This window comes from Streptomyces sp. NPDC005195 (assembly GCF_040608315.1).
GTDB classification, from domain to species: Bacteria; Actinomycetota; Actinomycetes; order Streptomycetales; family Streptomycetaceae; genus Streptomyces; species Streptomyces kaempferi.
Genome location: NZ_JBEXHZ010000015.1, coordinates 15,207 through 33,025, shown reverse-complemented (window position 1 = coordinate 33,025; position 17,819 = coordinate 15,207). Strand labels below are relative to the sequence as shown.

Here is a 17,819-nt window from a genome sequence, read left to right as displayed (position 1 = left end):
TTCGCCAAGTATCAGTAAAGAGCTCTGACCAGCCAACTTGGTATTTCTTTTACTAATCCCTTTACCTCCGCTTGGTAATTCGGGTACTCTCGTTCTCACGGAGGGGAGTACTCCCTACCTGCTGCGGCGTACCCGTCAATACGGATCTGGCCAGATCCCGGGGCGTCGGCCCGTGACCGTAAGGCGCACCACGCGCCCCACCGGACACGGGTGGAAGAGACCTCCGGTAGCGACGACGCTGAAATCTGCCGTTACGTACTGCCGGAGGCGCAGTGAATGTTTCCCTGACCCTTTGGGTCCTCACGATCCTGGGCCTTGCCGCCCTCATCGCGGTCGACTTCTTCATCGGCCGCAAACCGCACGACGTATCGATCAAGGAAGCGGGAATCTGGACGCTCGTCTGGATCGCTCTGGCCGGACTGTTCGGACTGGGACTGCTCGTCTTCTCCGGCGGCCAGCCGGCCGGCGAATTCTTCGCGGGCTTCATCACCGAGAAGTCGCTGAGCGTGGACAACCTCTTCGTCTTCGTCCTGATCATGGCGAAGTTCGCGGTGCCCTCGCGGTACCAGCAGCGCGTGCTCCTCGTCGGTGTGCTCATAGCGCTCGTCCTGCGCGCGATCTTCATCGCCGCGGGCGCCGCGATCATCGCGAACTTCGCGTGGGTCTTCTACATCTTCGGCGCGTTCCTCATCTACACGGCCTGGAAGCTGATCCAGGAGGCCCGGACCGACGAGGACGAGGAGGAGTTCGAGGAGAACCGCCTGCTCAAGGCCGCGGAGAAGCGCTTCGGGGTAGCCGACCGCTACCACGGCACCAAGCTGTGGATCCAGCAGAACGGCAAGCGCGTCATGACGCCGATGCTGGTCGTGATGCTCGCGATCGGCACCACGGACGTGCTCTTCGCGCTGGACTCCATCCCCGCGATCTTCGGCCTGACCCAGGACCCGTACATCGTCTTCACGGCCAACGCGTTCGCGCTGATGGGTCTGCGCCAGCTGTACTTCCTGATCGGAGGTCTGCTGAAGAAGCTGGTCCACCTGTCGTACGGCCTGTCGGTCATCCTCGGCTTCATCGGCGTCAAGCTCGTGCTGCACGCGCTCCACGAGTCCGGTGTCCACGTCCCCGAGATATCCATCCCGGTCTCGCTCGGCGTCATCTGCGCGGTCCTGGTCGTCACGACGATCACCAGCCTGACGGCCACCAGGAGGCGGGCGGCGCGGGAGAACTCCGAAGGCGCTCGGAAGGACAGCATCGACGTCTGAGCGCGTAGGGCGAAGAGCGAAGAGCGAAGAGCGTAGGGACGAGCGTCCCGGGAGGGTTGCGCGGTGAAGTGCCGCGCAACCCTCCCGGTACTTGCGGCCGCCGGGGCGGCGCGCCATCGGAATGCGGGGGCCGTCCGCGCCTGCGACGATCGCTGCATGATCGTTCCGCTCCGGGCACTTCTGACACGGTGGACGGCCGTCGTGCCCGTGGTCGCGGTGGTCCTGCTCGTCCTCACCTGGGGGCGCGACCTGCCCGGCGCGATGGTCGCGCTGGTGACCGTGGTCCTCGCCGGGGCGGTGCTGGCAGCCGTCCACCACGCGGAGGTGGTGGCGCACCGGGTAGGTGAACCCTTCGGGTCCCTCGTTCTCGCCGTCGCCGTCACGATCATCGAGGTCGCGCTGATCGTCACCCTGATGGCGGACGGCGGAGCCAAGAGCTCGACCCTCGCCCGCGACACGGTGTTCGCGGCCGTGATGATCACCTGCAACGGCATCGTAGGAGTGTGTCTTCTCGTCGCCTCCCTGCGCCACGGGCTCGCCGTCTTCAACGCCGAGGGCACCGGCGCGGCCCTCGCGACCGTCGCGACGCTCGCCACACTCAGCCTGGTCTTCCCGACCTTCACCACCAGCAAGCCGGGCCCCGAGTTCTCCACGGCCCAGCTCACCTTCGCCGCGCTCGCCTCACTCGTCCTGTACGGCCTGTTCGTGACCACCCAGACCGTGCGGCACCGCGACTACTTCCTCCCGATCACCCGCCAGGGCCAGGTGATCGACGTGGACGACCACGCGGACGCCCCGTCCGCCCGCGCCGCGAGGATCGGCCTGGCGCTGCTCGCCCTCGCGCTCGTGGGCGTGGTCGGTCTCGCCAAAGGTGTCTCGCCCACGATCGAGTCCGGTGTCGAGGCGGCCGGCATGCCGCAGTCCGTGGTCGGGGTGATCATCGCACTGCTCGTGCTGCTCCCCGAGACCATCGCCGCGCTCCGGTCGGCCCGTCGCGACCGCGTGCAGACCAGTCTCAACCTGGCCCTCGGCTCCGCGATGGCCAGCATCGGCCTGACGATTCCCGCGGTCGCGCTGGCGTCCGTCTGGCTCTCCGGGCCACTTGTCCTCGGCCTCGGCCCCACCCATATGGTGCTGCTCGTGCTGACGGTGGTCGTGAGCTCCCTGACCGTCGTCCCGGGACGCGCCACGCCTCTCCAGGGAGGCGTCCATCTGGTGTTGTTCGCCGCGTACCTGGAGCTGGCGGTCACCCCTTAGACGGCACTCAACCGGTGACCGGTGTTCATTCGGTGACGGCCGAGACGACCAGGCGGGGCACCGGCCGGGTCTCCGGCAGCAGCGCGAAGCACCCCAGACTGAGCAGCGCGACCCCCGTCAGATACGCGGCCACACCCCACGGAACCCGTTCTCCCTCGGCCACCGCCGTCGCCACGATCGGCGTGAGCGCGCCCCCGAGGACCCCGCCCAGGTTGTAGCCCACGGCCGCTCCCGTGCAGCGCACCCGAGGCTCGTACAACTCCGGAAGATACGCGGCGATCACGGCGAACATCGTGATGAAGGCGAGCAGCGCGACCAGGAACCCGAGGAACATCAGCAGGGGTTCGCCGGTCGACAGCAGCGCGATCATCGGAAACATCCACAGCGCGGCGGCCGTGCACCCCGCCAGGCACAGCGGCCGCCGTCCGTAACGGTCGCCGAGCAGGGCGACCACGGGCGTCAGGGAGCCCTTCACCACCACGGCCGCCATGATGCAGGCCAGCATGACCGTACGGCTCACACCGAGCCGCTCGACACCGTAGGCGAGCGCCCAGGTCGTCACCGCGTAGAAGACCGCGTAGCCGACCGCGAGGCCGCCGGCCGTCAGCAGCACGAGCCGCCAGTGGTGGCGCACCACCTCGACGATCGGCGCGCGAGAGTGGTCCCGCACCTCCAGGAACCGCGGACTCTCCGGCAGCGAGCCGCGCAGCCACAGCCCCGCCGCCGCGAGTACGCCCGAGGCCCAGAACGGCACCCGCCACCCCCAGTCGGCGAACTGGGCGTCGGACAGCGTCGCCGACAGCACCAGCATCACGCCGTTGGCCAGCACGAATCCGAGCGAGGGACCCATCTGCGGGAAGCTGGACCACAGCCCGCGGCGCTCGGCGGGCGCGTGCTCGGCGGTCAGCAGTACGGCCCCGCCCCACTCCCCGCCGAGCCCGAGCCCCTGCAGGAACCGCAGCACGAGAAGGAGCGCGGGAGCGGCCGCGCCGAGGGTGTCGTACGTCGGTACACAGCCGACCGCGACCGTCGCCGCGCCGGTCAGCAGCAATGAGGCGACGAGCACCGGCCGCCGACCGCGCCGGTCCCCGATGTGCCCGAACAGCACCGAGCCGAGAGGGCGGGCGACGAACCCGACGCCGAACGTCGCGAAGGCCGCGAGCGTTCCCGCCAGTGGCGAGAAGGTGGGGAAGAAGAGTGGCCCGAGGACGAGCGCGGCAGCGGTCCCGTAGACGAAGAAGTCGTAGAACTCGATGGCCGTCCCGACCAGCGAGGCGGCCGCGAGCCTGAGCATGGAGGGCGCCCTTACGGTGCGTACGTCGTGCATGCCGCGTCAACTACCCACAGTGATCAACGGTTACGGGGGGCGTGCGGAAGCGCAGGGTGTGTCAGCAGGTGACGGTGGTGCGCCGGGGCGGGTCCATCGACACGGGTCGCTCCTCCTTGGGTGATGACCGGTCGGGGATCGTCGTGCCGCGGGTCCGCGTCGAAGCCGATCGTGGCGCCGGGGGCGTAGCCATGAGGGGGCGTACGGACGGTCACGGCAGGGGCGCACCGTGATAGACGTGGGTCTGAGCAGCGGTCCTTGACGGGCCGGCAGACCTGGAAGGACCGGAGGAACCGTGCCCCGCACCCTCGCCACCGCCCCGATCATGATTCTCAACGGGCCCAATCTGAACCTTCTCGGGCAGCGGCAGCCGGACATCTACGGTTCCGGCACACTCGCCGACGTCGAGGCACTGTGCGCCGAGGCGGCGGCCGCGCACGGCGGCACGGTGGACTTCCGCCAGTCCAACCACGAGGGCGAACTGGTCGACTGGATCCACGAGGCGCGGCAGAACCACGCCGGGATCGTGATCAACCCGGCCGCCTACTCGCACACCTCCGTCGCGATCCTGGACGCGCTCAACACCTGCGACGGTCTGCCGGTGGTGGAGGTCCACATCTCCAACATCCACCAGCGCGAGGAGTTCCGGCACCACTCGTACGTCTCGCTGCGGGCCGACGGGGTCATCGCCGGATGCGGTGTGCAGGGGTACGTGTTCGCGGTGGAGCGGGTCGCGGCGCTGGCGGGAACGGGGAAGTCGGAGGCCTGACCGACACGGCCGCGGTCAGAGCCGTCCCGCCTCCACGATCCGGCGCAGGAACCGCCGGGTGCGCTCCTCGCGCGGGTTCCCGAAGACCTCCCCGGCCGTGCCGCGTTCGAGGACCACACCGCCGTCCAGGAAGCACACATGGTCGGCCACCTCGCGGGCGAAGCCCATCTCGTGGGTGGCCAGCACCATGGTCATGCCCTCGTCCTTCAGGTCCCGGACGACGGCCAGGACCTCGCCCACGAGCTCCGGGTCGAGGGCGGCGGTGATCTCGTCGAGCAGCAGCAGCCGGGGACGTACGGCCAACGCGCGGACGATCGCGGCCCGTTGCTGCTGGCCCCCGCTGAGCCGGTCGGGGTACTCGCCGGCCTTGGCGCCGAGGCCGAGCCGGTCGAGCAGTTCCCGGGCGTGCGCCTCCGCCTCGGCGCGGCTCGCGCCGTGCACACGGCGCGGTGCGAGCGTGATGTTGTCCAGGACCGTCATGTGCGGAAAGAGGTTGTACGCCTGGAAGACCACGCCGATGCGACGGCGCACGGCGTCCTGGTCGGCCCGCGGGTGGGTGATCTCCTCGTCGTCGAGCCAGATCGCGCCGTCGTCGATCTCCTCCAGGAGGTTCGCACAGCGCAGCAGGGTCGACTTGCCCGAGCCGGAGGCGCCGATCAGCGCGGTCACCGTGTGCGGGGTGACGTCGAGGTCGACGTCCCGCAGCACCACCGTCTCGCCGAAGGTCTTGCGGACGGACTCCATCCGCAGCACCGGAGTCTCGGTCATATGGCCCCTCCCTGTGCCCGCTGACGGTCCATCCGGGCCGTGACCCAGTCCGTGAAGCGGGTCATCGGGATGGTCAGTGCGACGAAGACCAGTCCCGCGACGATGTACGGCGTGTAGTTGAGACTGCGGCCCACGATGATGTCCGCGGCGCGCACCGCGTCGACCGCGCCCCCGATCGACACGAGCCCGGTGTCCTTCTGGAGGGACACCAGGTCGTTGAGGAGCGGCGGGACCTGGCGGCGCACGGCCTGGGGGAGGACGACGTACCGCAGGGCCTGCCGGTTGGTGAGGCCGAGGGCACGGGCCGCCGCGCGCTGCGAGGGGTGGACGGACTCGATGCCGGCCCGGAACACCTCGGCGACGTAGGCCGAGTAGGTCAGGGTGAGCGCCGTGCCGCCGAGCAGCACCGGGTCCACGGTGACGCCCTGCAACCGCAGCGCGGGGACGCCCAGGACCACGATCATCAGGTTGATGATCAGCGGGAGTCCGCGGAAGAAGTCCGTGTACGCGGCGGCGAGCGCGCGTACCGGGAAGAACACCGGGCCGCGCAGGGTACGGGCGACGGCGATCAGCATGCCCAGGACGAGGACGGCGACCCCGCAGACCAGCAGCAGTTGGACGTTGAGCCAGAGCCCTTCCAGGACCTTGGGGAACGCCTCGCGAGCGTACCGGCCGTTGAAGAACGTCTCCTTCGTGCGCTGCCAGCCCGGCGCGCCGACGACGACGAGACAGAGAGCGGCGCCGGTCACCAGGGTGGAGAGCGCGGCGATCGCCGTCGCACGGCGGGCACGGGCGCGTTTGTAGCGTTCCCGTTCGATGCGCCGTCGCGACGGAACGTACGACCCGGACAGGTCGGCCCCGCCGGGGTCCTCTGCCGGGTCCTCTCCCGACTCCTCCTTCGTGGCGGTCACTTGAGCACCGGAGCGTCGACGGCCTCGGACAGCCACTGCTTCTCGACGGAGGCGAGCGTGCCGTCCTCACGCAGGGCGTCCACGGCCTTCGTCACGCACGGGGTGAGCGCGCTGCCCTTGTCGAGGACGAGGCCGAACTGCTCGGGTGTGCCACCGGTGTTCTCGAACTGCCCGACGATCCTCGCGTCCGTCACCTCGGCCGCGGTGATGTAGAAGGCGGTCGGCAGATCGACCACGATGGCGTCGACCTGACCGTTCTTCAACGCGGACTTGGCCTGGTCGTTCTTGGCGTACGCGGCGGGCTGCCGGTCCGGCTTCACCACGTCGTCGATGTAGTTCAGGCTGGTGGTGCCGACCTGGGCGCCGAGTTTCACGTGCTTGAGGTCCGCGAGGCTCTTCGCCCCGGCCGCCTTGGAGCCCTTGAGCGCGACGACGGCCTGGCGGACGTCGTAGTAGCCGGACGAGAAGTCCACGGCCTTCTCGCGCTCGGTACTGATCGACACCTGGTTGATGTCGAAGTCGAAGGTCTTCTCACCGGGCGCGAAGGCCTTGCTGAAGGGGACGGTCTGCCAGACGACCTCGGACCTGTCGTAGCCGAGCCGCTTCGCCACGGCGTACGCGACCGCCGACTCGAAGCCCTTGCCGTTGGCGGGCTTGTCGTCCTTGAACCACGGCTCGTACGCGGGTTCGTCGGTCGCGATCGTCAGTTCGCCGGACGTCCGGGTGCCCAACGCGCCCTTCGCGCAGGTCTCTTTGGACGTCCCGGTCTTCCCGGAAGTCTCGCTGGAGGCCTTGTCCTCCGGCTGCGGGGCACAGCCCACGGCGACGGCGAGCAGGGCGACGATGGCGGTGGACGCGGCGCGGCGGGGGGCGCGTTGGGCGAGAGGCATGGCGGGAGAGTGACAGCGCACCATGCCGTCTGTCGAGGTCACCGCGGTAAATGTCCGCATGGTGGGAACGTGTGTTGCAGTCCCGTGAACGCTCGGCGAGAAGCCCGGCCGACCGGTCCGGCGGAGGCTTCGCCGGAGCCGCCGGCCGAGGGTGGGGATGAAGGCCGGCGGCCCGTTCCACAACGGGAGCCGTCATCCCGTGCGGGGCTGCTTCCAGTGGACTGCACCACCGCGTACGCCGGGAGCGCGTGCGGGGTGCCGACGCGTGCGTCCGATTCACACGGGCGCGAGCTCGGCGGCTTCACGCCCCCCGGCCGGCATTCCGCCGGACGGCCCGCGACGATCACCAGCCGCGCGCGTGCCACTCCGGCAGGTGCGGCCGCTCGGCGCCCGGGGTCGTGTCGTTGCCGTGCCTCGGGTAGACCCAGGTCTCGTCCGGCAGCGGGGCGAAGATCTTCGTCTCCACGTCACGTCATGGATGAGGCTGGCGAACGCCTCCGGGTCCTTGCGTGTGTTGCCCACACCACCCGGGAACCACAGGTCCTGGAGCAACACGTCACCGATGGCCGTTCATGATCGCGGTTGTGGTGACTCTCCGTGGCTCTGGCCCGGAAAGTGATCCAGAACCCAGGTGCAGGGACCGCCGACAGGGGAATTCGCGCCTCTGGGCCACTCGACCCCGATGATGCGGGAGTGCAGCGCGAAGCGCCCGTCCCTCCGGGGTGGCCGGAGGGCGGGCGCTTGCCTAGGGGGATCACTACTGGAGCTTCAGGCCCTCGGGTGAGGTGAGGCCCTTGTCGGGGTGGGCGCGGAACGTCGCTGTCCAGACGGTGGGCGAGCAGGACGTGCCGTTGGGGTGCTGCTCCGTCAGCTTGGCCCGGGTGCTGTCCTCGACGACCGTGTCACCGCTCTTCACCGAGGTCACGGTGAGCCGTACAGGGACGGTGGACGCACCGATGTCGTCGGGAAGTTGGACCCGCATCACGGCGAGCGGTTCCTCAGGACTGCCCGATGTCCGCTCCTTGCAGGTGCCGTCCACGCAGAGCCGGATCGTCACCGCGTCCGGGCCGCCGAAGTCGGCGGGCCGCCAACGGATGGAGACATCCGAGTCCGCGTCGGCCTGGGTGCACAGCGTGTCGGAGCCGAGGACCGAGCAGCCCGGCAGGGCCGCCGCCAGGAACGGTATGAGGAGGGCACGGCGCATGTCAGTACCTCGCTACTGTGCCGGGGAAGGCGCTGTTGGCCAGCCCGATGTCGGTGAAGACCAGCGAGCACGGGTCGAACAGCCCGCCGCTGTTGTCGCTGCCACCGCCGCCACCGCCCGAGCGAATACCCTTCGCGTAGGCGCGTCCGGCGCTGTCCACGGTGGAGACGGGACCGCCGGAGTCGCCGCCGATAGTGCAGGCTCCAGACGTCTCCCTGGCGACGACCATGTTCTTGGCTGTCGAGCCGCTGGTGTAGTGGACGGTCGCCTGCGTGTCGGTCACCTTCCAACCGCACTGCTCGCCGGTCATCATGCCGCCTGTGCAGACCTTGTCGCCCTCTTGCGCCCAGCGTCGCCAGTAGTCGTGGACGGCCCGGGACGAGCTGGATGTCTTGCCGCCCTTGTAGATCCGGGCCGAGGCGAGACTGGGGCCGTCGACGCGGTACATCGACAGGTCACCCGAGTAGTAGCCCTGGCCGGAGAGCTTCACCGAGCCGTACCCGTTCTTCCAGTTGTCCCGGACGACGGAGCCGATGAAGTCGGTGCCGCTGGGGTTCAGGGGCGGCTTCTGGGCTCACCTCGGTGACACCCCCATCTTCGCGTTCTTCGCCGGCATGGCCGCGTTCGAATGCGAGAACATCCGCGAGAAGTCCCTCGAAGGACAGGCATCCGCTCGCGACAGGGGCCGCCACGGCGGACGGCCCAAGGTCTGGACGCCACCGTCCGTGGGGCATGACGCTCCCCGAGCGCCGACGGGCCTGAACGCGCGTCCGCCCCCGCTCGGTCTCGAAACGGGGGCGGTCGCCGTTGGGCGGTTACCAGCCTCGTGCGCGCCACTCCGCGAGGTGGGGCCGCTCCGTGCCGATGGTGGTGTCGTTGCCGTGGCCGGGGTAGATCCACGCCTCGTCGGGCAGGACGTCGAACAGCTTGGTCTCCAGGCCGCCCATCAGGGAGTTGAACTCTTCCGGAAGTGTTGTCCGGCCAGGGCCGCCCGGGAACAGGCAGTCCCCCGTGAAGACATGTGGGTGCCCGTGCGGGTCGTCGTAGACGAGGGCGATCGAGCCCGGCGTGTGTCCCACCAGATGGCGCGCGGTGAGCTCCACGCGCCCCACCCGGATCGTGTCGCCGTCGCCGACCAGGACGTCGGTGGGCACCGGGATGCCCTCCGCGTCGTCCCGGCCCGCGTAGGTGCGGGCGCCGGTGGCCGCCACGACCTCGTCGAGCGCCTGCCAGTGGTCGCCGTGCCGGTGGGTGGTGACGACGGACGCGATGCCGTCGTCACCGATCAGCGTGAGCAGCGTCGAGGCGTCGTTGGCCGCGTCGATCAGCAGTTGCTCGTCGGTGGCCCGGCAGCGCAGCAGATAGGCGTTGTTGTCCATCGGGCCGACCGCGACCTTGGAGATCATCAGGTTCTGCAGCTCGTGCACTTCGGCGGGTCCGCCGACCTTCACCGCTCCGCTGTACGTCATGGCGGCCAGCCTATAGCGGGGGAGCGGGCCCGAGGTCCGTGCCGGCCCCTACAGGGGCGGAAGCGTCGGGAGCGTTCCGCCCTCGACCCGCAGCGCGGATCCGTCCCGGCGGCCGCAGAGCCAGCCGAGCAGGTCGGTGGCCGGACCGCGCAGGGCGACCGGGCCGCCCCCGGCGCCGCCGCCGGTCGTCCAGAACTGCCCCTCGTCGGAGGCCAGCCCCGTCGACGGCACGTCCTTGTGGCCGCCGAAGCGCGCCGCGAGGAAGTCGATCTCCCGGGTCACGAACTCCGCGGGCAGATCCTCCAGCTCGTACCCGATCCCGAGGTCGACATGGTGCAGCGCGACCTCGCCCCATCGCCGGAACGGCACCCGGGCCGCGGTGTCGGTGACCCCGTTGCGCAGCTCCACCGTGCGCGACCAGTCCGCGGGTGCGGTCCCGGTCTCCTGGAAACGGGCCGCGCTCTCGCGGACGTCCGCGAGCTGTACGTCCAGGGGGCGCGGGGCGTCCCGTTCGATGTCGGCGTCCCGGGCGTCCCCGGAGACGTACATGGGACGCCCGTCGAGGACGTTCACCAGTGCGTCCGCGTTGCGGGCGAGGTGGGCGAGCACATGGCCACGGTTCCAGCCGGGCAGCCGTGACGGGTCGGTCACGGAGGCGTTGTCCAGTTCGGCGGCCGCGCTGAGCAGTCGTTCGGTCGCGTCACGTACAGACGCCAGGTCGCGCACATGATCCATCATGAGCCCGACCCTAGCCGCGCCACACGTTTGGGTGAAGGTGGTCGGCCGCACCCGTAAATCGAATGCGCGTGCTATAAGCTCGGATGCGGCGTCGGGCATGCTGGAGGGTCCGGGATTGTTGTGAACCAGAGGAAAGCAACCGGCGCTGTCAGTGGCTCCCCCTAGTCTGAAAACGACGGGGGCCCGGCCCCTGTCACTTCTCTCAAGAAAGGTGCGGACCGGCGTGGCCGACCGTCTCATCGTCCGTGGAGCGCGCGAGCACAATCTCAAGAATGTCTCGCTCGACCTCCCGCGCGACTCGCTCATCGTCTTCACGGGCCTGTCGGGGTCGGGCAAGTCCTCGCTGGCCTTCGACACGATCTTCGCCGAGGGCCAGCGGCGCTACGTCGAGTCGCTCTCGTCGTACGCCCGGCAGTTCCTCGGCCAGATGGACAAGCCGGACGTGGACTTCATCGAGGGCCTCTCCCCGGCGGTCTCCATCGACCAGAAGTCGACCTCGCGCAACCCGCGCTCGACGGTCGGCACCATCACCGAGGTCTACGACTACCTGCGCCTGCTCTTCGCGCGCATCGGCAAGCCGCACTGCCCCGAGTGCGGCCGCCCCATCACGCGGCAGTCGCCGCAGGCGATCGTGGACAGGGTCCTGGAGCTGCCCGAGGGGAGCCGTTTCCAGGTGCTCTCGCCGCTGGTGCGCGAGCGCAAGGGCGAGTTCGTCGACCTCTTCGCCGACCTCCAGACCAAGGGGTACAGCAGGGCGAGGGTCGACGGCGAGACGGTCCAACTCACCGAGCCGCCCACGCTGAAGAAGCAGGAGAAGCACACCATCGAGGTGGTCATCGACCGCCTCACGGTCAAGGACACCGCCAAGCGCCGCCTCACCGACTCCGTGGAGACCGCCCTCGGGCTCTCCGGCGGCATGGTCGTGCTCGACTTCGTCGACCTCCCGCAGGACGACCCCGAGCGCGAGCGCATGTACTCGGAGCACCTGTACTGCCCCTACGACGACCTCTCCTTCGAGGAGCTGGAGCCCCGCTCCTTCTCCTTCAACTCGCCCTTCGGCGCCTGCCCCGAGTGCACCGGCATCGGCACGCGCATGGAGGTCGACCCCGAGCTGATCGTCCCCGACGAGGACAAGTCGCTCGACGAGGGAGCCATCCACCCCTGGTCGCACGGACACACGAAGGAGTACTTCGGGAGGCTCGTCGGAGCCCTCGCCGACGCGTTGGGATTCCGGACCGACATGCCCTTCGCCGGTCTCCCGCAGCGCGCCAGGAAGGCCCTGCTGTACGGCCACAAAACGCAGATCGAAGTGCGGTACCGCAACCGGTACGGGCGCGAGCGCGTCTACACCACGCCCTTCGAAGGAGTCGTCCCCTTCATCAAGCGGCGGCACAGCGAGGCCGAGAGCGACGCCAGCCGTGAGCGCTTCGAGGGCTACATGCGCGAGGTGCCCTGTCCCACCTGTGAGGGCACGCGCCTCAAGCCCCTCATCCTCGCGGTCACCGTCATGGAGAAGTCGATCGCCGAGGTCTCCGCGATGTCGATCAGCGACTGCGCGGACTTCCTGGGCGAGCTGAGGCTCGACGCCCGCGACAAGAAGATCGCCGAACGGGTCCTGAAGGAGGTCAACGAACGGCTGCGCTTCCTGGTCGACGTGGGCCTCGACTACCTCTCGCTCAACCGCGCGGCGGGCACCCTCTCCGGCGGTGAGGCCCAGCGCATCCGCCTGGCCACCCAGATCGGCTCCGGACTCGTCGGCGTCCTGTACGTCCTCGACGAGCCCTCCATCGGTCTGCACCAGCGTGACAACCACCGCCTGATCGAGACCCTCGTCCGGCTGCGCGACATGGGCAACACGCTCATCGTCGTCGAGCACGACGAGGACACCATCAAGGTCGCCGACTGGGTCGTCGACATCGGCCCCGGCGCGGGCGAACACGGCGGCAAGGTCGTGCACAGCGGCCCCTTGAAGGAGCTGCTCGCCAACACCGAGTCGATGACCGGCCAGTACCTGTCGGGCAAGAGGCAGATCCCGCTCCCCGACATCCGCCGCCCCGCGGACCCCGGCCGCAGCCTCACGGTGCACGGCGCCCGGGAGAACAACCTGCAGGACATCGACGTGTCCTTCCCCCTGGGCGTGCTCACGGCCGTCACGGGTGTCTCGGGTTCCGGCAAGTCCACGCTGGTGAACGACATCCTGTACACGCACCTGGCGCGCGAGCTCAACGGCGCCCGGAGCGTTCCCGGACGGCACACCCGCGTCGAGGGCGACGACCTCGTCGACAAGGTCGTGCACGTCGACCAGTCGCCGATCGGCCGCACCCCCCGCTCGAACCCGGCGACCTACACCGGAGTCTTCGACCACGTCCGCAGGCTCTTCGCCGAGACGACCGAGGCGAAGGTGCGGGGCTATCTGCCCGGCCGCTTCTCCTTCAACGTCAAGGGCGGCCGCTGCGAGAACTGCTCGGGCGACGGCACGATCAAGATCGAGATGAACTTCCTGCCCGACGTGTACGTCCCCTGCGAGGTCTGTCACGGGGCGCGGTACAACCGGGAGACCCTGGAGGTCCACTACAAGGGCAAGTCCATCTCCGAGGTCCTGGACATGCCGATCGAGGAGGCACTCGGCTTCTTCGAGGCCGTCCCCGCCATCAACCGCCACCTCAGGACGCTCAACGACGTCGGTCTCGGCTACGTCCGGCTCGGCCAGTCCGCGCCGACGCTGTCCGGCGGCGAGGCCCAGCGCGTCAAGCTCGCGAGCGAGCTGCAGAAGCGCTCCACGGGACGCACGGTGTACGTGCTGGACGAGCCGACCACCGGACTGCACTTCGAGGACATCAGCAAGCTCATCACGGTGCTGTCCGGCCTGGTCGACAAGGGCAACACGGTCATCGTGATCGAGCACAACCTCGATGTCATCAAGACCGCCGACTGGGTCGTCGACATGGGCCCCGAAGGGGGCAACGGCGGCGGTCTCGTCGTCGCCGAGGGCACGCCCGAGGAGGTCGCCGGGGTCCCGACCAGTCACACGGGCAAGTTCCTGCGCGAGATCCTGGGCGCCGACCGGATCAGTGACGGCGCCGCCGTGAAGGCCCCCCGTAAGACGGCGGCCAAGAAGGCGGTGGCGGCCAGGACGGTGGCCAGGAAGACGGCCACGAAGGCCGTCAACAACACGGCCACGAAGAAGGCGGCCACAAAGGACACGGCCACGAAGAAGGCCGCGGCCACGAAGGCGACCCCCGCGAAGAAGACCACGCGGGCGCGCAAGGCCTGACACGACGGCAGTGCACGGGCCCCGCGGCAACTCTCCGCGGGGCCCGTGCACTTGCCCGTCGCCCGCCCCTCGTCGGCCCGCCGGGTCCCTGCCCGGAGGCCGGTTCCGGAAGGGACCTGGAGATCTCAGGGGGCGTCGAGTTCCGCCGCGTACGGCGGTTCCGCGCCCGCGCGTGAGCAAGTGATCGCGGCCGCGCGGGCCGCGAACCGCAGCAGTTCGGTCCAGCCCTCCGCGTCCAGGTCCGCCAGGGCGGCCGGAGAGAGAGCGTCCCGCGCGGCCAGGCCGTGCAGCAGGGCCGCGTTCACCGTGTCACCGGCGCCGATGGTGTCCACCACCTCGACCGGTTCGCCGGGCACGGAGTGGGCCGCGCCGTCCCGGGTGAACACCGTCAGACCGTCGCCGCCCCGGGTGATCACGACGGCTGCGGGACCGGACGCCAGCCACTCGCGCGGGGTGCCGCCCAGCCACCGGGCGTCCTCCTCGGAGAGCTTGAGGAGCGACACCGAAGGAAGCCAGTTCCTGAAACGGGCGCGGTAGGCGTCCGCGTCGGCGATCAGCCCCGCCCGGACGTTCGGGTCGAGCGCGGTGAACACACCCCGCGCGGCAGCGGTCCGCAGCAGCTCCTCGTAGGCACTCGCGCCGGGTTCCAGGACCAGGGAGACAGTGCCGAAGGACACCGCCCGCACAGCGTCGGGAAGCCGGTCCGGTGCGGTGAACAGACGGTCCGCCGTCCCCTCGACGTAGAAGGAGTACGCGGCCGAACCGTCCGCGGCGACGGTGGCGACCGCCAGCGTCGTCGGCTCCGCGCCGCGCTGCACGGAGGACACGTCGACGCCCGCCTCGCGCAGCCCGCCCAGCAGTGCCTCGCCGAAGGCGTCGTTCGAGACACGGGAGCAGAAGACGGTGGGGGAGCCGAGGCGGCCCAGTGCCACCGCGGTGTTGTAGGGACCACCGCCTCGCGCGGGCCGCAGGTGCACGAGCGCGCCCGCGCCCTGCGGCACCAGGTCGATCAGGGCCTCACCGGCGACGACGATCACGACAGGGATCCTTTCGCGTGGCTCTCGGGAAACTCGGGGCGGAGGGTCTCCGCGCAGCCGCACGAGCCGCGGTGGACGAAGACGCACGGGAGCCGGACCGTCCGGCCGGGCAGCTCCGGCGCGGCCAGCCGTTCCAGGAGCAGCCGGACGGCCTGTTCCCCGATCTCCTTGCTGGGCTGGGAGATCACGGTCAGCCGGGGCGCGAACAGGTCCGCCCAGGCGAAGTCGTCGAAGCAGCACAGCGCCAGGTCGTCCGGTACGGACAGGCCGCGCTCGCGCAGGGTGCGCAGTGCGCCGATGGTCATCGCGTTGTTCGCGGTGACGAGGGCGGTGGGTGGCGCGCCGAGGGAGAGCAGGGCTCCGGTGGCGCGTTCGGCCGTCTCCGTCACGGAGTCGCCGTGCGCCACGAGCCGTTCGTCGTACGGGAGCCCTGCCCCCGCGAGGCCGTGACGGTAGCCGGAGATCCGCTCGGTGGTGGTGCTCAGGCCCGGCAGGCCGGCGACGAGTCCGATGCGCCGGTGGCCGCGCTCGGCGAGATGGGTGACCAGGTGGGCCACGGGACCGGCGTTCTCGGTGCAGACCTGATCGAAGGCGAAGGAGTGGCCGGCCGGGGCCTCGACCAGGCGGTCCAGGAAGACGGTCGGGACCCGGTGCCGGCCGAGGTAGCGCAGCAGCGCGTCGGGGTCCGCCGAGGGCGCGACGATCAGTCCGTCGACGCGCCGCTCGTGCAGCAGCTGGACGACCTTCCGCTCGTGCCCGGGATCGTCGTGCGGGTCGGCGAGGAGCAGGCCGTAGCCCTGCTCCAGGGCGCCCGCCTCGACGCCTTGGAGGATGTCCGTGAAGTACGGGTTGCTGATCGCCGACACCGCGAGGCCGATGGAGCGGGTGCGCGAGGTGACCAGCGAACGCGCCAGGGCGTTGGGGGTGTAGCCGAGCGCGTCGATGGCGTCGAGGACGGCCTGACGTGTGCGGGGCAGCACGGGGCGCGTGTCGTTGAGGACATGGGACACGGTCGCCACGGACACTCCGGCGTGCGCCGCCACGTCGACCATCGTCGCCATCGCCCAGCCCTTCCCCGCCGTGGCCCTTCCCGGCCGTGGCTCTTCCCGGCCGGGAACCTATCGCACGCGGCGGCCTGCGTAAACGCTTGCGCAAACGTTTACGCCGCTCAGGGAAGCCCAGGAGCACCCGTCTCCGGCCCCGCTCGGGAGCGAGCGGGGCGTACCGATATCGTCGATTCGCATCCAGCCCCGACCAGTGGAGACGCCATGCCCGGCCGCCGTACCGTCCTGCGAGGAGCGGCTCTCGCCCCCGTCGCCGGGATCGCTCTCACCGCCTGCTCCGGCGGCAGTGGCGGCGGGTCGCCGGCGACGCCGACCGCGCCCGTCGATCTGGGCGCCGAGAGCGAGGTCGCCGAGGGTGGTGCCAAGCTGTACCGGGACCAGAACGTCGTGGTCAGCCGCGCCGGGAACGGCTCCCTGAAAGCTTTCAGCACGATCTGCACGCACGCCGGGTGCGCCATCGACAGGCTGCGGGGAACGACGCTCGTCTGCCCGTGCCACGGCAGTGAGTTCGACGCGGCGACGGGCCAGGTGCTGCGGGCACCGGCCACCGCGCCGCTGAAGGAACTGTCCGTGAAGGCGGAGGACGGGAAGATCGTCGCGGGTCCCGGCGCCTGATCACCGCGGACACGGGGACCGGATCACTCCCAGTCCCAGCCGATCCCCACGATGCCCGACCGCACCCGCGGCTCGACGAGGTGCACCGAGCGGTGGTGCCCGCTCAGCGGCAGCTCCTGGCGGCCACTGCGCGGCGCCGCGGCGGAGTGCTGGGTGAAGCGGTGGCACCGCACCGGAAGCGACTCCTCGGCGAATCCCACCTGGAGGGCGTACTGCCCGCCCGCGAAGCTGAAGCCGCGCACGTACTCGCTGGACGCGCCCGCCGTACCGTCCTCGAAGGCGTAGCGGAAGAGGAACGTGTCGCCCGCGCGCAGCCGTGTGTCGAAGAGCAGCTCGGCGACCAGCACCCCCGTGTCACGGTGCCATCGCACGCGGCCCGTACGGCAGTTCTCCAGGGCGTGGACCCCCGTTCGGTCAGGAGCGCAGCCCGGATCACCATGGTGGATAGCCACATAGCGGTCCACCCCGTCTCTGTGGGCGCGGACTATGTGCTGCGACTCGCGTGCCAGGAGCTCGCGGTGTGCGCCGATCCGTACGCGCTCGTGGTGGCCGATCGTGTGCAGCCCGCCGTCGAGCGTGGACTCCAGCTCGGCCAGCAGCTCCTCCAGGACGCCGGAGGCCTCCACCAGGGAGCGGTACGAGCGGCCCCCCGGGCGTTGTGGCTCGGAGCGTTCGTCGGCCTTGGTGAGCAGCCGGATCAGGGACTCGTCGGGGAGCTGGAGGATCTCCTCCAGGGCGCGTACGGCCCGTAGCGACTCGGGGCGCTGCGGGCGCCGCGCACCCTGCTGCCAGTAGCTCAGGCTGGTCACCCCGACCTTCACCCCGTACCGCGAGAGATGGTGCTGGACGCGCTGCAGGGGCAGGCCGCGTGCGGTGATCGCGGCGCGCAGCGCGATATGGAAGGGGCCGCCCGCGAGGGCCGTCTCCAGTTCCGCCGTGGCGACGTCCGCGTGCTGTGTGCCGTGCCGCATGCAGGGGCCTTTCTGTGGAGTTCGCAACGGCTGGTCAGACCGTCGCGCGAGGGTTCCCGGGGACGCCCGGCCGGCGCGCGGTTCCGGTTCACACGCGCCTTTCGCCGCCCACGCCCCCGAGTTCCCCCGCATTGAAGCGTGTTGACCAAGTCCCGACAACACCTGATGCCCAACACGGTCGGCCCCGTGGCGCGGATGCGTTCGTCCGTCGCGCCCGCCCGTCCCGCCGACAGGGCCGGAGAGGCCGGGGAGCTCCCCGGGCG

The 17,819-nt window shown here is 70.2% G+C and carries 16 protein-coding genes and 1 pseudogene; 5 read left to right on the top strand and 12 right to left on the bottom strand.

Annotated features, from left to right (window positions below):
* Window positions 1-272 precede the first annotated feature (272 nt).
* Together ABZV34_RS18120 and ABZV34_RS18115 are read left to right on the top strand one after the other, a co-directional pair.
* Entirely contained in the window at window positions 273-1,262 is a 990-nt protein-coding gene (locus ABZV34_RS18120) for a TerC/Alx family metal homeostasis membrane protein (protein WP_356277053.1), read from the top strand.
* 156 nt (window positions 1,263-1,418) lie between these two features.
* On the top strand, window positions 1,419-2,519 hold the full coding sequence (locus tag ABZV34_RS18115) for an ionic transporter y4hA (protein WP_356277050.1): 1,101 nt from the start codon (window positions 1,419-1,421) through the stop codon (window positions 2,517-2,519).
* A 25-nt stretch (window positions 2,520-2,544) separates the two neighbouring features.
* Here ABZV34_RS18115 and ABZV34_RS18110 read toward each other — a convergent pair whose 3' ends face one another.
* The gene (locus tag ABZV34_RS18110; protein ID WP_356277047.1) at window positions 2,545-3,846 is read right to left on the bottom strand and encodes an MFS transporter; all 1,302 of its coding nucleotides are present in this window, start codon (window positions 3,844-3,846) and stop codon (window positions 2,545-2,547) included.
* Window positions 3,847-4,141: 295 nt separating this feature from the next.
* Here ABZV34_RS18110 and aroQ point away from each other — a divergent pair, with 295 nt between their 5' ends.
* Window positions 4,142-4,615 carry a type II 3-dehydroquinate dehydratase gene (gene aroQ / locus ABZV34_RS18105; protein WP_356277044.1) on the top strand — a complete coding sequence of 158 codons (474 nt, stop codon included), beginning with the start codon at window positions 4,142-4,144 and terminating at the stop codon, window positions 4,613-4,615.
* A 15-nt stretch (window positions 4,616-4,630) separates the two neighbouring features.
* Here the strand turns inward: aroQ and ABZV34_RS18100 are convergent, their stop codons facing one another.
* The 8 genes and pseudogenes from ABZV34_RS18100 to ABZV34_RS18065 all read right to left on the bottom strand — a co-directional run bounded on the left by ABZV34_RS18100 (window position 4,631) and on the right by ABZV34_RS18065 (window position 10,595).
* Window positions 4,631-5,383 carry an amino acid ABC transporter ATP-binding protein gene (locus ABZV34_RS18100; protein ID WP_356277041.1) on the bottom strand — a complete coding sequence of 251 codons (753 nt, stop codon included), beginning with the start codon at window positions 5,381-5,383 and terminating at the stop codon, window positions 4,631-4,633.
* Window positions 5,380-6,294, bottom strand: a complete 915-nt coding sequence (locus ABZV34_RS18095; protein WP_356277038.1) for an amino acid ABC transporter permease — start codon at window positions 6,292-6,294, stop codon at window positions 5,380-5,382. Before ABZV34_RS18095 ends, ABZV34_RS18100 begins: the two co-directional genes overlap by 4 nt.
* Window positions 6,291-7,184: an ABC transporter substrate-binding protein gene (locus tag ABZV34_RS18090; protein WP_356277035.1), complete on the bottom strand. Its 894-nt coding sequence runs from the start codon at window positions 7,182-7,184 to the stop codon at window positions 6,291-6,293. Before ABZV34_RS18090 ends, ABZV34_RS18095 begins: the two co-directional genes overlap by 4 nt.
* Before the next feature lie 343 nt (window positions 7,185-7,527).
* Window positions 7,528-7,718, bottom strand: a pseudogene (locus ABZV34_RS18085) (MBL fold metallo-hydrolase); the annotation flags it as partial.
* A 223-nt stretch (window positions 7,719-7,941) separates the two neighbouring features.
* Window positions 7,942-8,388: a hypothetical protein gene (locus ABZV34_RS18080; protein WP_356277032.1), complete on the bottom strand. Its 447-nt coding sequence runs from the start codon at window positions 8,386-8,388 to the stop codon at window positions 7,942-7,944.
* A 1-nt stretch (window position 8,389) separates the two neighbouring features.
* A complete protein-coding gene (locus ABZV34_RS18075) occupies window positions 8,390-8,878 on the bottom strand; it encodes a hypothetical protein (protein ID WP_356277029.1) in 489 nt (162 codons plus the stop codon).
* Window positions 8,879-9,203: 325 nt separating this feature from the next.
* Window positions 9,204-9,857 (bottom strand): MBL fold metallo-hydrolase, encoded by a 654-nt coding sequence (locus tag ABZV34_RS18070; protein WP_356277026.1) that lies wholly within the window; start codon window positions 9,855-9,857, stop codon window positions 9,204-9,206.
* 48 nt (window positions 9,858-9,905) lie between these two features.
* Window positions 9,906-10,595 carry a maleylpyruvate isomerase family mycothiol-dependent enzyme gene (locus ABZV34_RS18065; protein WP_356277024.1) on the bottom strand — a complete coding sequence of 230 codons (690 nt, stop codon included), beginning with the start codon at window positions 10,593-10,595 and terminating at the stop codon, window positions 9,906-9,908.
* A 223-nt stretch (window positions 10,596-10,818) separates the two neighbouring features.
* Here ABZV34_RS18065 and uvrA point away from each other — a divergent pair, with 223 nt between their 5' ends.
* Window positions 10,819-13,869, top strand: a complete 3,051-nt coding sequence (gene uvrA, locus ABZV34_RS18060; RefSeq protein ID WP_356277021.1) for an excinuclease ABC subunit UvrA — start codon at window positions 10,819-10,821, stop codon at window positions 13,867-13,869.
* A 125-nt stretch (window positions 13,870-13,994) separates the two neighbouring features.
* Here the strand turns inward: uvrA and ABZV34_RS18055 are convergent, their stop codons facing one another.
* Window positions 13,995-14,906, bottom strand: a complete 912-nt coding sequence (locus ABZV34_RS18055) for a carbohydrate kinase (protein WP_356277018.1) — start codon at window positions 14,904-14,906, stop codon at window positions 13,995-13,997.
* Window positions 14,903-15,967: a LacI family DNA-binding transcriptional regulator gene (locus tag ABZV34_RS18050; protein ID WP_356277015.1), complete on the bottom strand. Its 1,065-nt coding sequence runs from the start codon at window positions 15,965-15,967 to the stop codon at window positions 14,903-14,905. Before ABZV34_RS18050 ends, ABZV34_RS18055 begins: the two co-directional genes overlap by 4 nt.
* Window positions 15,968-16,174: 207 nt before the next feature.
* Between ABZV34_RS18050 and ABZV34_RS18045 the strand changes: the two genes are divergently transcribed.
* Complete coding sequence (locus ABZV34_RS18045; protein WP_356277012.1) at window positions 16,175-16,585, top strand: Rieske (2Fe-2S) protein; 411 nt, start codon at window positions 16,175-16,177, stop codon at window positions 16,583-16,585.
* Window positions 16,586-16,608: 23 nt separating this feature from the next.
* Here the strand turns inward: ABZV34_RS18045 and ABZV34_RS18040 are convergent, their stop codons facing one another.
* On the bottom strand, window positions 16,609-17,556 hold the full coding sequence (locus ABZV34_RS18040; protein ID WP_356277009.1) for a hypothetical protein: 948 nt from the start codon (window positions 17,554-17,556) through the stop codon (window positions 16,609-16,611).
* Window positions 17,557-17,819 lie beyond the last annotated feature (263 nt).